We start from the raw sequence: 14635 nt of genomic DNA on the forward strand, positions 1-14635 counted from the left end.
GTCCGGCGGCTCTGGCCGACGGCTGGCGTTCGCTCGAACCCGGAGTTCCACCATGATCCAGGAAAAGACCACACCAGCGATCGAGCTGATCAATGTCAGCCGTCGCTTCCTTTCGCCCACCGGCAAATCGCTGACGGCGTTGCGCGATTTCACCATGACGGTGGAGCGCGGCGAGTTCGTCGCCGTTGTCGGTCCAACCGGCTGCGGAAAATCCACGACGCTCAACCTGGTCACGGGGCTGGCCAGCCCAAGTGCCGGCGAGGTTCGGGTCATGGGTGCCCCTGTAAAGGGCATAGATCCGCGCATCGGATTTGTGTTCCAGAGCGACGCCTTATTTCCCTGGCGGACCGTGATCGAGAACGTGATGGCCGGTCCACTGTTTCGCGGCAAGGCGAAGCCGGAGGCCACGGCCGCTGCAAAGGACTGGCTGGCGCGTGTCGGGCTGTCGCGGTTCGAGCACCATTATCCGCACCAGCTTTCGGGCGGCATGCGCAAGCGGGTGGCGCTGGCGCAGACGTTCATAAACGGACCCGAGATCCTTCTCATGGACGAGCCGTTTTCCGCTCTCGACGTCCAGACGCGTGTCCTGATGCACGAGGAACTGTTGCGCCTATGGTCGCAAACGAAGGCTTCCGTGGTATTCGTCACACATGATCTGGAAGAGGCGATTGCCCTCGCCGACAAGGTCTATGTCCTGACCGCCGGACCCGCGACTGTGAAATCGGTCTACAGCATAGATTTGCCACGTCCTCGCGTCGTTGCTGACATCCGCTACGAGCAGAGCTTCATTGATTACTCGCGCACCATCTGGGCCGACCTCAAGGAAGAGGTCGAGACCAGCTATGCACGCGCCGCGGCCTAAGGAGGAAGCCATGACCGATGCTGCCATCGACATCAGAGCGGGAGCTTTCAAGCCGGGCACCTCCGATGCGGAAATCGAAGCGGCCGCCGCCAAGGCGGCCCTGCATCGCCGCCGTACCGTGATGTTCTGGCGGGTCTCTATTCTCGTCGCCTTTCTCGTGCTGTGGGAAGTCGCCGCGCGGATGACCTGGATCGATCCGTTCTTCTATGCGATGCCGAGCGCGATCGCGCAGCGGCTCTATGAGTGGACGACGGAAGGAACTTCCGAAGGGCCTCTCTGGTACCACCTCTACGTCACCATGGAGGAATCGGTCATCGGCTTCGTCACCGGCTCGGTCGCCGGCATCATCATTGGTGTCGCGCTCGGCCGCAACCGGATGGCCGCCGATATCTTCTCCATCTACATCAAGGTCATCAATTCCATCCCGCGCGTGGTTCTGGCGCCGATCTTCATCATGATCCTCGGGCTCGGACTCGCCTCCAAGGTGGCACTCGCCTTCGTGATGGTTTTCTTCGTCGTTTTCCACAACGCTTTCCAGGGAGTCCGGGAAGCTGACAGGGCGATGATCGCCAATGCCCGCATCCTCGGCGCCTCCAACTGGCAGCTCACGCGCTCGGTGATCGTCCCCTCGGCGATGAGCTGGATCTTCGCCAGCCTGCATGTCAGCTTCGGCTTTGCCATCATCGGCGCGATCGTCGGTGAATTCGTCGGCTCGCGCTACGGCATCGGCCTGCTGATCAACATCGCCAAGGGATCCTTCGATGCCGCCGGCATGTATGCCGCGATCGTCATCGTCATGGTGGTGGCGCTTGGCGCCGAATACCTGATGACAATGGTCGAGGACCGCCTGGCAAAATGGCGTCCCCAGCCGTTGCACGAGACGCAGTAAGCTTTGGAGGTTAGCTGGCTGCGAGCGGCAGCCGCACCTCGACCACCAGACCACCGGCCGCGCCATCCCCAAGGGTGACGCGACCGCCGGCATTTTCAACGACCTCGCGCACGATAGCCAGCCCGAGCCCGCTGCCTTCCTCCGCTGAACCCGCGATGCGGTAGAAGCGCTCGAACACGTGGTCCCGTTCGTCCTCGGGAATGCCGGGTCCGTCGTCGGCGACCGTCAGAACGGCTTCGCCTTCGATGATCGCCAGTCTGACCGTGACGCAGCCGCCTGATGGTGAGTAGCGCAGCGCATTGTCGACGAGATTGACGATCATCTCGCGCAGCATGGTGCCGTCGCCGATGACCGGCACGGGGCCGGCCTCCTCGAGGCCGAGATCGATCTTGCGGGCGATCGCGTTCGGAGCATGCGTTTCCAGCACCTGCCGGGCGGCCTCGGTGAGGTCGATGCGATCGGCGCGTGGTCGCCGGCTGCCCGGCTCGGCCCGCGACAGGGTGAGCAGCTGTTCGGCGAGCCGCGCCAGCTTGCCGAAACTCGCCTGCAGCGCCACCAATGCTTCCTGGCGCTGATCGGCCGAAGTTTCGCGCAGCGCATAGCTTGCCTGTGTCGACAGCAGCGCCAGCGGTGTGCGCAACTGGTGTGCGGCGTTGGCGATAAAGCGGCGTTGCGCCGCCATCTGCGCCCGCACGCGCTCCATATAAGCGTTCAGCGCGTCGATCAGCGGGCGGATCTCGCTTTGCGCACCGGGTACTTCGACCCGATCAAGTTCATTTCGGCCTGGCGAGCGCACCACGTCCCGGAGCCTGATCAGCGGCGCCAGGCCACGATGCAGGCCAAGCAGAACGAACACACCGGCGATTGCCACCAGCGCCAGTTGCTGGGCAAAGGCGCTGAGCCACAGGCGTTTGACCATCGCGTCGTGACCGGCAAGCGTTACACCCACAGTGACCGTTATGGGTGAATCGGCGCCGGCTCCGACCACGGCGTGGCTAAAGGTGAGGAGCCTCAGCCGATGGCCGCGATAGCTTGCCTCGGCGTCGGGCGGCTTCGACGCCTCCGGCAGGTCGGGATAACCGGTCAGCAACCGCCCCCCGGCAGCCTTGACATGGTAATAGACGCTGTCGCGATCGCCGGTATCGAACATCTCGATCGCCGCTGGCGGTATCGCGGCATCGAGCACGCCGTCGGTTACGGCCACGTGCTCGGCAATGGTCCGCGCCGAACCCAGCAGCATGCGGTCGGTGACCAGATCTGCGGTCGCCAGCGCATTGCCATGGCTGGTCCACAGGTTGATGGTGGCAAGCCCGGCGAGCGGCAGCACCACCCAGGCCAGCAACTGCAGGCGAAGACTGTTAATCCTCATGGCGCAAAAGATAGCCGAGGCCGCGCAAGGTGGCGATCTGGACCCGCGACCCTTCGAGCTTCTTGCGCACACGGTGCACATAGATCTCGATGGCGCTGGGGTCGGCGTCGGTCTCGAAATCGTAGATCGCCGCCGACAGGGCGGCCTTGCTCACGGTTCGTCCGGCCTTGACCATCAATTGTTCAAGCACCGCGTGTTCGCGCGGCGTCAGTGACAGTGTCTCGCCAGCGAGCGAAAACAGCCTCGTGTTGGTGTCGAAGACGAGATCGCCACAGGCAACGACAGGCGCGGTCCGGTCGTTGGCGCGCCGCAACTGCACGCGGATGCGCGCTTCGAGTTCCTCGATCTGGAAGGGTTTGGCCAGATAGTCGTCGGCGCCTTCGTTGAGACCCTTGACCCGTCCGTCGAGGCTGGCGTTGGCGGTCAGCACGATCACCGGCACCCGGTTGCCGCGCGCCCGCAGCATGCGCAGCACCTCCAGCCCGCTCATGCGCGGCAGCGCAAGGTCGAGGATGACCAGCGCATGGTCGCCGGCCGCCAGCGCATGCTCGACATCCTCGCCGTCATGGACGATGTCGACCACATAGTTTGCCTGACGCAAGGTCTTGCCCAGCCAATCAGCCAGTTCACGATTGTCCTCGACAAGCAGCAGCCGCATTTCTCTAACTCTGTCCCGGGCAGCACTTCATGCTGAATTCCGTCCGCTTCTTTGACCGGCACAGCCGGGTCGCGTTCCATTGGTGAGCGTCTGCAAGCGATAATATCGATCCCGTCGCAAGGCAAATGCCGGAGATCCAGTGCCCGCGCGGCAATCTCGATCGTAAAGCCAATCCGTTCGGTTCGATTTCCATCTATTGAGGACCGTGTGGTGGGCTTGGCCCGCCGCTCTTGTTTCTGCGCAAGAGGGCAGGCCCAGCCGGTATCGTCTTGAGCGCCGGTCTTCGCGCTCGGCACCAAAAAGCTTCCACTTCGAGGAATAAAACCGGACGGCCTCGGGTCTTGTCCTCAGCGGAACCGTCCTCCCAAGACGCCGCCTAACGGATGAAACAGGAGATTGAAATGAACAAGATCGCTCTGGCTATCGTCGCCATCCTTGTTGCTGCCGGCGCCGCCTTTGCCGGCAGTGACCATTATGGTTCGGACAATGCCAATCAGCCGGTTGCTGCGGTAGCCGGCGTCGATCATGCCGTCACCGGCGCGGTCAAGACTGCGGAAATGGCCGTGCACAAGGCAGCAGCCGACACCAAGATGAAGGCCACCACCGACTGGCCGGAACCGGGCCAGGGCATCTGGGGGAACTGACGTCTTGAGACGGTGTGCAGCAGGCTTGACGGAGCCTAGCTCAGATCCTTTGGACGCAGGCAATGTGTCAACCGCGCCGACGATAGGTCAGACCAGTGGCCTTCGAAGACGAAGCGCGCAAGGGCCGCTGTCGGGAACTTTTCCTCCAGCCTCTTGCGCGCCTTGATCTCCGACGTTGGCGCGGCAAGCTGTCTCGCCAGGTTCTCCAGGCCTGGATTGTGGCCAACCACCACCAGGCAACCGCTCGACGGGTCGGCTTTATGAACCTGTCCCAGAATATCGGCTGCTGAAGCTTCATAGAGCGCTTCGGCGAACGCCACCCGCGGATGCACGGGCAACTCCGCCGCCACCAGCCGCCAGGTGTCGCGGGTGCGCAGCGCCGGCGATACCAGCGCCAATTCCGGCAGCCAGTCGCGCGCCGCAAGCTCGCGGCCCATCAATCGGGCAGCCTTCAACCCGCGATCGGCCACGGGCCGGTCGAAATCATCGAGATCAGGGTCGTCCCAGCTCGATTTGGCATGGCGAAGCAAGAGAAGTTGTTTCATCGGCATTTGTCAGGACCAGGGAATCGAGGCATTGAAATCCTTGCCATGTCCGCCACCGTACTTCGCGCCTGTGGCAGCATCAAAGGCGGCTGTCAGGACGCCGAAGACAAACAGGCCCACACGTTGCTCGTCCCGATCCCACCTGATGGCGACATCTGCCTTGGTGATCGCCCACGCGCCTGAGCGAATATGAATCACGCCAATGATCGATCCAACCGGCTGGCCCTCGATTTCGCTCAGATAAAAATAGGCCGTAGCGTTTTGTGGTCCATCGGCCTCATCGTACTCGAAGACACCGGCGAGGTCGCCTTTTCTTCGCATTGAACTGTCGAAGATGTCCAAGACTTCGATCCTAAAACAGCGTCGACACATCACGCGCGCCATGCACGATGCGCACGATCTCGATCCGTCTTCCGGCCAGGCGATAGAGAATTAGATAGTTGCCAATGGTCAGCGCTCTGGCGTCAGCGGCGATGTCGGGTCTGCGCGGTCCGGATTCGGGAAAGTCAGCAAGGTGCAGGATGCGCTCGGCGATGGCATCCAGAAAATGGTCGGCGGCACGTGGGCTGTCCCCGGCGATGGCAAGCCAGATATCGACAAGATCATTTTCCGCCGCCGGGCTGCTGCGAATGATCTGTATGCTTCCCATGGCCTATTTCTTGGAAGCCCGGCTGCGGGCTTTTCGCTTGATGTCCTCGATGTCGAAATCAGCAAACGGGCCGCTCTCCAGCCCCTCCGCCCAAGCCTTGCGCAATCGCTCCACTTCGGCTTCGCGGAGCGGCTGACGCAAGCGCCACTCGCGCAGTGCCTCGCGGATCACTTCGCTTACCGATCCATAGCGTCCGCTGCCGACGGCGTCCTTGACCATCTCCAGGAGTTCCGGGGAAAGCGCCACGCTGACCTTTTCGACTGTCGTCATCGAACTGTCTCCTTGGTCAGAAGGTAGCAATATTTGCTACCAACCTCAAGGTCAGGGCGTAATCCGTGCCAGATGCTCAAGGTCGGCTTCCTCGCGCAGCGGGTCGGGCGCCATCACCACCGAAGTGCCGTTGTCGGCATCGTCGGCAAAATAGGCAAGCACGGTCCGGCCGGCCTCCATGCGCGCCTTTCCCTCGGCAACCAGCCCCAGGGCCAGAGGATAAAGCCTGTGCTCGGCCTTCAGCACCCGGGCGGCCAGCATATCCGCATTGTCACCGACCATCACCGGCACGGCTGCCTGGGCGATGATCGGGCCGTCATCCATTTCGGGCGTGACGAAATGGACGGTGCAGCCGTGGATGCGAAGGCCGGCCGCGAGCGCCCTGGCATGGGTGTCGAGGCCCTTGAACGCGGGCAGCAGGGCGGGGTGGATGTTGATCATGCGGCCCTGCCATTTCTCGACAAGGCTGGTGGTGAGGATACGCATATAGCCGGCTAGCGCCACGATCTCGGCATTGAACGCCTTGAGTGCCGCGTCGATCGCGGCATCATGCGCCTGCTTGCTGCCATGGTCGGCACGGGAAATGACCTGCGTGGCGATGCCGCGGGCCTTGGCGACGCCGAGCCCAGCGGCATCCGCCTTGTCGGCAATGACGCCGACGATCTCGGCCGGAAAGGCCGGATCGCTCGCCGCCGCGATCAGTGCCGTCATGTTGGAGCCACGTCCCGATATCAGAACGACGGTGCGTTTCCTCCGCGTGCTCATAGGCCGATCGAGCCCCGATAGATCACTCCGGCGTCGCGGCGCGGTACGATGCGGCCGATCGGCGTCACCGTCTCGCCGGCCTCCTGCAGCACCGCGGCGACCTGCGCCGCCTGGCCGGACGCCACTGCCAGGATCATGCCGATGCCGCAATTGAAGGTACGCATCATCTCCTCCGGCGCCACGCCGCCGGTCTTGGCCAGCCAGGAGAACACGGCCGGCACCTCGATGGCGTCGAGGTCGAGTTCGGCGGAAAAGTCCTTCGGCAGCACGCGCGGAATGTTTTCGGGGAAGCCGCCGCCGGTAATGTGCGCCAGCGCCTTTATGCCATGCGTGTTGCGGATCGCTTTCAGGATCGACTTGACGTAGATGCGCGTCGGTTCGAGCAGGGCCTCGGCCAGTGTGGCCTCGTCGTTGAACGGAGCCGGATCGCCCCAGGCAAGGCCGCTGGCGGCGACGATGCGGCGAACCAGGGAAAAGCCGTTGGAGTGGAGGCCGGAGGAGGCGAGGCCCAAAAGCACGTCGCCTTCGACAATATCGTCGGTCGGCAAAAGCTGGCCGCGTTCGGCCGCACCCACGGCAAAGCCGGCAAGGTCGTAATCCTTGCCGTGATACATGCCGGGCATTTCCGCCGTCTCGCCGCCGATCAGCGCGCAGCCGGCCTGCCGGCATCCTTGGGCGATGCCGCCGACGATCGCGGCGCCCTGGTCGGGATCGAGCTTGCCGGTGGCGAAATAATCGAGGAAGAACAGCGGCTCCGCGCCCTGCACGACGATGTCGTTGACGCACATGGCGACGAGATCGATACCGATCGTGTCGTGCTTGCCGGCCTCGATGGCGATCTTGAGCTTGGTGCCTACGCCGTCATTGGCGGCCACCAGAACCGGATCGGTGAAGCCGGCGGCCTTGAGGTCGAACAGGCCACCGAAACCGCCGATCTCGCCGTCCGCGCCCGGCCGGCGCGTGGCGCGCACCAGCGGCTTGATCTTCTCGACCATCAGATTGCCGGCATCGATGTCGACGCCGGCCTCGGCATAGGTGAGCCCGTTCCTGCGCTTGCCCGTTTTTTGCTGGCCCGTTTTGTGCTGGCCAGTTTCGCGCTTGCTCATCACAATTTTCCTGCTCGTTTGCGGGCTCTTCGCATGAACGGTTTCTGTCCGCAAGGATAACGGCGGAAGCGGGCGCCATTTGGCCCGACAAAAGCGTGGATAGCCGGGGGATCGCACGCGGCGTTTGCGGCTAGCCAACCTGCTTCTTCCTTGCCTCGGCTCTCCATCTCCCTCATCTATCTCAAGGCAAAAATACGGCGGGACAATGCGTTGACCATCCCCAACATGATCACCCTCCTGCGCCTTGTCCTAGTGCCCGCCGTGGTGCTGGCGATGCTGCAGGCGCGCTGGGACTGGGCCTTTGCGGGGTTCGTCGTTGCCGGCGTCTCGGACGGCGTCGACGGCTTCATCGCCCGCCGTTTCAACCAACAGTCCAGGCTCGGCGCCTATCTCGATCCGATGGCCGACAAGCTGCTGCTGGTATCGGCATTCGTCGTCATGGGCTTCGCAGGCGAACTGCCGCTGTGGCTTGTCGTGACCATGGTGTCGCGCGACGCGCTGATCGTTTGCGCCGTATTGCTGTCTACCGTCATGGCCCATCCGGTCGAGATGAAGCCGCTTCTGGTGTCGAAGGCCAATACCGCCATCCAGATCGTACTGGCGGCGACTGTGCTGGGAGAGCTCGCCTTTGCCACGCACCTCGACCCTCTGCGGCCCGCCCTCATATTGCTATCCGGGGTCTTGACCGTGGCTTCGGCCACGGCCTATCTCGTGGCTTGGCTGAGGCATATGAGCGGCTATGGCGAAAGCTCCACTCCGGACATCTGAGAAAGAAGCGGCAGTGATCGAAGCTGCGGCTGTCGATCTTGCCGCGTCCTACGCGTTCCGCCGGCAAATCTTCTTCTGGCTCGCCGGCGCGGCGATCGTGGCGCTTTTCCTCTATGTTTTCAGCGCTATCCTGTTGCCTTTCGTCGCCGGTATGGTGCTTGCCTATTTCCTCGATCCCGTCGCCGACCGGCTGCAGCGGCTCGGCCTGTCGCGCTTCATGGCGACGGTGGTCATCCTCATCACCTTCCTCATCGTACTGGTGCTGGCCTTTGTCATCCTCATTCCGGTTCTGGCCACCCAGATGGCCGATTTCGCCGGCAAACTGCCGGAGTATCTGACCCGGCTGCAGAGCCTGATCACATCCTTTGATCCGAAATGGCTCGAACAGAAATTCGGCGTCAACGCCAATGGTTTGCGCGACGGGCTGAACTCCTTGCTGACCTCGGGCTTCGGCCTGCTGACCACGGTCTTCACCTCGATCTGGAGCTCCGGCGTGGCGCTGGTCTCGGTGATCAGCCTGTTCGTGGTGACGCCGGTCGTTGCCTTCTACATGCTGCTCGACTGGGACCGCATGGTGGCGGTCATCGATAGCTGGGTGCCGCGCGACAATGTCGCGACCGTGCGCGCCATCGCGCGCGACGTCAACACCGCGACCGCCGGCTTCGTGCGCGGGCAGGGCACGCTCTGTCTTGTCCTGGGCGCCATGTATGCCACCGGCCTGACGCTGACCGGATTGAATTTCGGCATTCTCATCGGCCTGTTCGCCGGACTGATCTCTTTCATCCCCTATGTCGGCTCTCTGACCGGACTGGTGCTGGCCGTTGGCGTCGCTTTCGTGCAGTTCTGGCCGGATTGGACCATGATCGTCGCGGTGGCGGTGGTCTTCTTCATCGGCCAGTTCATCGAAGGCAACATTTTGCAGCCCAGGCTGGTCGGCAAAAGTGTCGGCCTGCATCCGGTGTGGCTGATGTTCGCGCTGTTTGCCTTCGGTGCGCTGTTCGGCTTCGTGGGCCTGCTGATTGCCGTGCCGGCATCCGCCGCCGTCGCCGTGCTGGTGCGCTTTGCCATAGCCCGCTATCTCGAATCGCCGCTCTACAAGGGCCATTCGACACAGCCCTTGCCGCCGCTGCCGGCAGATCGCGGCGGGGGTCACCGCACGCAGTCGCGTGGCTGAAGTGACCGCCCAGCGAACCGATCCGCCCCGCCAACTGCCGCTCGATCTCGGCCATGGTACCGGCTATTCGCGGGACGAACTCGTCGTCTCCGGCACCAACCATCAGGCGGCGGCGTTGGTCGATCGTTGGCCGGACTGGCCCTCGCCGGTGGTGGTGCTGGCCGGTCCCGCCGGTTCCGGCAAGACGCATCTCTCCTCAATCTGGCGTGCGCATGCCAACGCGCTGGCTGTGGATGCCAGGCGCATTGGTGACAGCATCGCCAATCTCGGCGCTCGCCCTGCGCTGATCGACGATGTCGATGCGGGGCCAATCGACGAACAAGGCCTGTTCCATCTGATCAATGCGGTGCGCGGCGCCGGCTCGACGCTGTTGTTGACGGCGCGCCGCTTTCCCCTGGCCTGGGGTGTTTCGCTGCCGGATCTTGCCTCACGGCTGAAGGCGGCGGCGACGGTCGAGATCCATGAGCCTGACGATCTCCTGCTCGCCGGCGTCATCACCAAGTTGTTCGCCGACCGCCAGGTCGAGGTCGAACCGCATGTGGTGCAGTATCTGGTGCGGCGCATCGAACGCTCGCTGGCGACAGCAATGCGCGTGGTGGAGCGGCTCGACCGCACCGCGCTCGAGCGCAAGATGCCGATCACCAGGGCGTTGGCGGCCGAAACGGTCAGCGCCATGGATGAGGGGCAGGGCGAGTTCGAGATCTGAGCAGTTCCAGGAAAGGGCGTGAAACGGTTTTCTGTCCGGAATTGCGTCAAAACAAGAGTTAGGCCGGCCTCGATATTCATCCGGCCTGCAAATGGCGGTTCGTTGTCCCCAACTGCCGTCCCATTTCGGGAAACGGCAGCTGGCACCCGTCTTGCAACGCAAGCTTGCCGGCTGATCCCGGTCCTGATTGCGCTCCAAATCAGGTTGCGGGCTCGCCGGGCACGAGGCGGTTGGGGTTCTCGCCCGGCGAGCTTGCCTTCAAATGCGTTGGGCGATTGCCGATGCTCAACCGCGGCGGTAGCCGGCGAGTTGGGCGTCGTCGACGTCAGGCAAATTGATCACGATGTTCTCAGGGGTTCGGCAGGCCAGCCACCACAGTTCTTCCGTCGTGCTCATATTGGCCTCGAGATGCGGCAGGAACGGCGGCACGAACATGAAATCGCCCGCCGATAACTCGACGAACTCCTGATAGTCCTCGCCGAAATAGATACGGGCATTGCCCGACAGCAGGTATGCGCCGGTTTCAGCTTCGCCATGGTGGTGTGGCAGCGAACGAAAGCCGGGCGCGTTGCTCGCTTTGCCAAACCACAGTCTTGTCGCCGAGGTGTGTTGCGGCCCGACACCGGTGACCAGCGCCAAGCCCCCGGACTGGCTGGTCTTGTTGCTCTCCTGGCCTTTCCTGGTGATCACCGGCCTGTCGTTTGTTGCCATTTCGAAGCGCCCCCGTTGCCGCCTTTGGACTTTCGCCAGAAAACAGACTTGCACCAGAAAACTGTCGCGGCAAGGCCCACGACCGGAAGCGGCGCGAGGTGGCCATAGGGTCACGCCAATGGCGGTCGATACTGTGTTTTCGAGAGGGATGGTCGGAGTGGAGAGATTCGAACTCCCGACCCTCTGGTCCCAAACCAGATGCGCTACCAGCCTGCGCTACACTCCGAACGGTCTGTTGCCTATTCATTTCGGTGCTGCATGGCAAGTGCAAAAACCTTGCCGCGGTCCTCATTGCGCAGTAATGACGGGCGAAAGGGTGGCGATGCTGCCTTGCACAGTAACGAGGTGGCCATGTCCGCGCGCATTTTCAGCCCAGCCAAAACCGCGATGCAGTCCGGCAAGGCCAAGACCGGCCACTGGGTGCTGGAATTCGACCCCGAGATGCGCAAGAAGATCGATCCTCTGATGGGCTACACCACGTCGGGGGACATGAAAAGCCAGATCAGGCTCACCTTCGACACGCGGGAAGAGGCGGTGGCCTACGCCGAAAAGGAAGGGCTTGCCTTCCGCGTCGAGGAGCCGAAAGAGCCCAAGCGCCGCCAGATTTCCTATGCGGAGAATTTCCGCTATGACCGCAGGACGCCCTGGACGCATTGATCGCAGGCCCAAATGGGCGCCAGAGCGAACACTACCGGCCCCAAGCCGGCCAGCGGTCCCGTAGCTCAGCTGGATAGAGCACCGGCCTTCTAAGCCGATGGTCACAGGTTCGAATCCTGTCGGGATCGCCAATAATTTCAACGGTTTATGCCGTTTGATCTTGCCGAAGCCGCCGAATCTTCCCGTCGATCGCTGCCAAGGCTGCAGCGCTGTGTAACGGAAGCTGGGCGGGAATTTCAGGCCCGTCCGCGCGGCGACGGTGGAATTATTTCGTGATCTGCCAAGGCTGGAACCTTAGCGCGCACTGCGCGTTCGGGGCCTTGTATTCGCGGAGCCTCATAAAAGGCAATATGCGGGCTGGCGAATGGGCGAGGCAAAGCAAGCACGGGTTGGGGGAGGAGAAGCCAAGCCATGTCGAAACGTGAAATTGGAACGTCCCCTGCCTTGGGGCGGCGTATCGCCGAACTCAGGGCCAGAATGCGGGATGCCGAAATTTCCGATTATGAGATGAAGACCTTTCACAAGGTCGCCGCCATCATGGGGGCAGGCGACGGCTCCCTACAACTGGATGCCGACGACCTGATCGCGGCATCCTTCGTTGTCGAGGCGGGCGAATCGATGCCCAACCGTTGACGTTCAGGATTTCCCTGCATCCGCATGGGATTCGGTGAATGAGCTTTGCTTTCATCGCCGGAGCACGGTCGTCCATGGCGAGCGTGCCCGGCTCCGGGGCATCTGATCTCGAATTGAAAGGAAAGTCTTATCATTTTGTTTGCGTTGGCACGTCATGGTTGAGACGGCTAACGGAGTGGAACAGGATGAGGCTCGACCTGTCGCCGACCAGCTGGGGCAGGGTGATCGCTGTGACGGCCGCCGGCACGGCATTCTTCATTGCCGTGGCGTTTTTCGTCGATTCGTTCAATTTTCCCTATCTATCGTCCGAAGCTGTTCGGCGCGCGGAAATGACCGACCTGCTGCTTCCTCTGATCCTGGGCGGTTCGTTTCTGTTTTTTCTTATGTGGAAGATCCGCCAACTGGCCATAGCCCAGCGCGATCTCAGCATCATTGCCGCGACCGACAGTCTGACGGCGGTTCTGAACCGCGGCGCCTTCTCGATGCTGGTCGAAGCCTATCTCGAGCAGACCCGCAAGCAAGAGCAGACCCGCTCCGGCGCGTTGCTGATCATCGATGCCGACCACTTCAAGGCGATCAACGACCGCCTCGGTCATGACTGTGGCGACCAGGCCCTCAAGCTGATCGCGCAGGCGATCAAGGAACAGTTGCGCGGCAGCGACATCGTCGGCCGCATTGGCGGCGAGGAATTCGGCGTGTTTCTTCCCGGTGTCGATCCCTCCCAATCCTGGCTGGTTGCCGAAAGCATCTGCCGGCGGATTCGCGAGATGGACTTTTCGCCCGGCGGCCGCTCCTGTCCGCTTTCCGTCAGCATCGGCGGCACCAGCTTCAACGGGCCGACCACCTACGAGGCAATATTCTCCGCCGCCGACAGGCGCCTTTATGCGGCCAAATCGAATGGACGCGATCAGGTCAGCTTCGATCCGGCGGAAGCCTCGCTGATGCCTCCGCCCAGCCCCGCCACCGTGCATTGACCAGAGCCACCGGCGATGGGGACGGACAGAGACCGCTTCCTTGACGCTTTCATGTCTGTGTGCTTCCTCCGGTAAGTGATGTATGGGGCACCGCCGGGAACGTTCCAGCCCTTCTTGAGCTCCTCGACCGTCCGGCCGACGGTACGGTCAGGGCCTTTTCGGTGCCGGCGAATGAATGGCGAGACAGCCCCGGCAAGGCCAGATAAGCACAGCGATCATGATCCATTTGTTCAACGGCTTTCAAAACCCGTTTGGCGGCAGCGAACGCGAAACCCTGGAGCTGTATCGGCTGTTGAGCGCCGACTCGGCGGTACGTCTTTGGGCAACCTCCTCGCGCGTGTCCGTCGAGTTGATGCGGCAGTTTCCGATTCGCCGTGTCTCGCCGGCAACGCGCAACGTGCCTGATGGCGGCATCTATGTTTTCGTCGGCGCGCATTGGCGCAACAAGCTGTGGCCCTACCTGATCCGGCGGCCACGCCGGCTGATCTATGTCTTCAACACCTTTCATCCGAAGATCATAGCGCTGACGACACGCATGCCGCGCCTGCTGGGCTGGCCGGAGGCTGAATTGGTGCTGATCTCCGACTTTCAAAAGCGCATGCTGCATGTCGAAGGCGTCGTGCATCCGTCGCCGATCGATATCGACCGTTTCTCACCACGAGTGGCAAGGCTGGATGGTCCGTTCACTGTGGGGCGGCTGAGCCGGGATACGGCGGACAAGCATCATGGCGACGATGTGGCGCTCTACGAGGCCTTGCTGGCCGATGGCGCCGCGGTAAGGATTCAGGGCGGGATGCCGCTCAGGGACAAGCTCACGCCGCACCCCCAACTCGAACTCCTGCCTCAGGGCCAATTGGCCGCCGAACAGTTTCTACCGACGCTCGACGTGTTCTATTATCGCACCGGTTCGCATGTCGAGACATTCGGCCGCGTGGTGTTCGAGGCGATGGCCTGCGGTTTGCCCGTGGTCTGCCATTCGCATGGCGGCTACGCCGACCATATCAGGCACGGCGAAAACGGTTACCTGTTCGAAACGACGCAACAGGCGGCAGCGATTCTGGCCGAACTCAAAGCCGACCCGGCGCTGCGGGCGAAAGTGGGCCGCAAGGCGCGGCAGACCGTCGAGCAGCTGTTTTCGCCGCAGGCATTGCGGCAGCGGCTGGACTTTTATCGCAGTTAGCGATGCCACGCGGTCTGGTCTTCCAGACACTCTCGGCCAACAATCCAACCAGCCCGTTTGGCATCGATCCCCACA

At 62.6% G+C, this 14635-nt stretch carries 19 protein-coding genes and 2 tRNA genes; 11 read left to right on the plus strand and 10 right to left on the minus strand.

The window, feature by feature from the left end; genetic code table 11:
• The first annotated feature begins 52 nt into the window (after positions 1-52).
• Complete coding sequence (locus tag FJ958_RS00670; protein ID WP_140738090.1) at positions 53-862, plus strand: ABC transporter ATP-binding protein; 810 nt, start codon at positions 53-55, stop codon at positions 860-862.
• A 10-nt stretch (positions 863-872) separates the two neighbouring features.
• The gene (locus FJ958_RS00675) at positions 873-1751 is read left to right on the plus strand and encodes an ABC transporter permease (RefSeq protein WP_140738093.1); all 879 of its coding nucleotides are present in this window, start codon (positions 873-875) and stop codon (positions 1749-1751) included.
• 10 nt (positions 1752-1761) lie between these two features.
• Here FJ958_RS00675 and FJ958_RS00680 read toward each other — a convergent pair whose 3' ends face one another.
• Both FJ958_RS00680 and FJ958_RS00685 read right to left on the minus strand, forming a co-directional pair.
• Positions 1762-3120, minus strand: a complete 1359-nt coding sequence (locus FJ958_RS00680; RefSeq protein ID WP_140738096.1) for a sensor histidine kinase — start codon at positions 3118-3120, stop codon at positions 1762-1764.
• Positions 3110-3778, minus strand: a complete 669-nt coding sequence (locus tag FJ958_RS00685; protein ID WP_140610794.1) for a response regulator — start codon at positions 3776-3778, stop codon at positions 3110-3112. Before FJ958_RS00685 ends, FJ958_RS00680 begins: the two co-directional genes overlap by 11 nt.
• A 401-nt stretch (positions 3779-4179) precedes the next feature.
• On the opposite strand from FJ958_RS00685, the gene FJ958_RS00690 reads away from it, so the two are divergent.
• Complete coding sequence (locus FJ958_RS00690) at positions 4180-4422, plus strand: DUF680 domain-containing protein (RefSeq protein WP_140738099.1); 243 nt, start codon at positions 4180-4182, stop codon at positions 4420-4422.
• Positions 4423-4457: 35 nt separating this feature from the next.
• Here the strand turns inward: FJ958_RS00690 and FJ958_RS00695 are convergent, their stop codons facing one another.
• From FJ958_RS00695 to purM, 6 genes are read right to left on the minus strand one after another with little or no spacing between them, the layout of a single operon-like run.
• A complete protein-coding gene (locus FJ958_RS00695) occupies positions 4458-4967 on the minus strand; it encodes a histidine phosphatase family protein (RefSeq protein ID WP_140738102.1) in 510 nt (169 codons plus the stop codon).
• Positions 4968-4976: 9 nt separating this feature from the next.
• Positions 4977-5309, minus strand: coding sequence for a hypothetical protein (locus tag FJ958_RS00700; RefSeq protein ID WP_140738105.1), 333 nt, complete (start codon positions 5307-5309; stop codon positions 4977-4979).
• A 10-nt stretch (positions 5310-5319) separates the two neighbouring features.
• Complete coding sequence (locus FJ958_RS00705) at positions 5320-5616, minus strand: type II toxin-antitoxin system RelE/ParE family toxin (protein WP_140738108.1); 297 nt, start codon at positions 5614-5616, stop codon at positions 5320-5322.
• A 3-nt stretch (positions 5617-5619) separates the two neighbouring features.
• On the minus strand, positions 5620-5886 hold the full coding sequence (locus tag FJ958_RS00710) for a type II toxin-antitoxin system ParD family antitoxin (RefSeq protein ID WP_140738111.1): 267 nt from the start codon (positions 5884-5886) through the stop codon (positions 5620-5622).
• 51 nt (positions 5887-5937) lie between these two features.
• Entirely contained in the window at positions 5938-6651 is a 714-nt protein-coding gene (gene purN, locus FJ958_RS00715; protein WP_140738114.1) for a phosphoribosylglycinamide formyltransferase, read from the minus strand.
• Positions 6648-7757 (minus strand): phosphoribosylformylglycinamidine cyclo-ligase, encoded by a 1110-nt coding sequence (purM, locus tag FJ958_RS00720; RefSeq protein WP_140738117.1) that lies wholly within the window; start codon positions 7755-7757, stop codon positions 6648-6650. The genes purN and purM overlap by 4 nt, the downstream gene beginning before the upstream one ends.
• A 210-nt stretch (positions 7758-7967) precedes the next feature.
• Between purM and FJ958_RS00725 the strand changes: the two genes are divergently transcribed.
• Genes FJ958_RS00725 through hdaA form a run of 3 tightly spaced genes read left to right on the plus strand, consistent with a single transcriptional unit; the run spans position 7968 to position 10405 of the window.
• Positions 7968-8525 (plus strand): CDP-alcohol phosphatidyltransferase family protein, encoded by a 558-nt coding sequence (locus tag FJ958_RS00725; protein ID WP_140738120.1) that lies wholly within the window; start codon positions 7968-7970, stop codon positions 8523-8525.
• The gene (locus FJ958_RS00730) at positions 8497-9699 is read left to right on the plus strand and encodes an AI-2E family transporter (RefSeq protein ID WP_140738123.1); all 1203 of its coding nucleotides are present in this window, start codon (positions 8497-8499) and stop codon (positions 9697-9699) included. The genes FJ958_RS00725 and FJ958_RS00730 overlap by 29 nt, the downstream gene beginning before the upstream one ends.
• Before the next feature lies 1 nt (position 9700).
• Positions 9701-10405: a DnaA regulatory inactivator HdaA gene (gene hdaA, locus FJ958_RS00735; protein WP_140739101.1), complete on the plus strand. Its 705-nt coding sequence runs from the start codon at positions 9701-9703 to the stop codon at positions 10403-10405.
• A gap of 285 nt (positions 10406-10690) precedes the next feature.
• On the opposite strand, the gene FJ958_RS00740 is transcribed toward hdaA, so the two are convergent.
• Positions 10691-11116 carry a cupin domain-containing protein gene (locus FJ958_RS00740; protein ID WP_140738126.1) on the minus strand — a complete coding sequence of 142 codons (426 nt, stop codon included), beginning with the start codon at positions 11114-11116 and terminating at the stop codon, positions 10691-10693.
• Positions 11117-11265: 149 nt separating this feature from the next.
• Positions 11266-11342 (minus strand) — tRNA-Pro (locus FJ958_RS00745).
• Positions 11343-11467: 125 nt separating this feature from the next.
• Between FJ958_RS00745 and FJ958_RS00750 the strand changes: the two genes are divergently transcribed.
• The 5 genes from FJ958_RS00750 to FJ958_RS00770 all read left to right on the plus strand — a co-directional run bounded on the left by FJ958_RS00750 (position 11468) and on the right by FJ958_RS00770 (position 14560).
• Positions 11468-11773, plus strand: a complete 306-nt coding sequence (locus FJ958_RS00750; RefSeq protein WP_140738129.1) for an ETC complex I subunit — start codon at positions 11468-11470, stop codon at positions 11771-11773.
• A gap of 54 nt (positions 11774-11827) precedes the next feature.
• Positions 11828-11904: transfer RNA gene (locus tag FJ958_RS00755), tRNA-Arg, on the plus strand.
• A gap of 280 nt (positions 11905-12184) precedes the next feature.
• A complete protein-coding gene (locus FJ958_RS00760) occupies positions 12185-12406 on the plus strand; it encodes a hypothetical protein (protein ID WP_140738132.1) in 222 nt (73 codons plus the stop codon).
• A gap of 185 nt (positions 12407-12591) precedes the next feature.
• A complete protein-coding gene (locus FJ958_RS00765; RefSeq protein ID WP_140738135.1) occupies positions 12592-13380 on the plus strand; it encodes a GGDEF domain-containing protein in 789 nt (262 codons plus the stop codon).
• Between the two features lie 175 nt (positions 13381-13555).
• Positions 13556-14560, plus strand: coding sequence for a glycosyltransferase family 4 protein (locus tag FJ958_RS00770; RefSeq protein ID WP_246679451.1), 1005 nt, complete (start codon positions 13556-13558; stop codon positions 14558-14560).
• Positions 14561-14635: the final 75 nt, after the last annotated feature.

The organism is Mesorhizobium sp. B2-3-5, assembly GCF_006442395.1.
GTDB lineage: Bacteria > Pseudomonadota > Alphaproteobacteria > Rhizobiales > Rhizobiaceae > Mesorhizobium.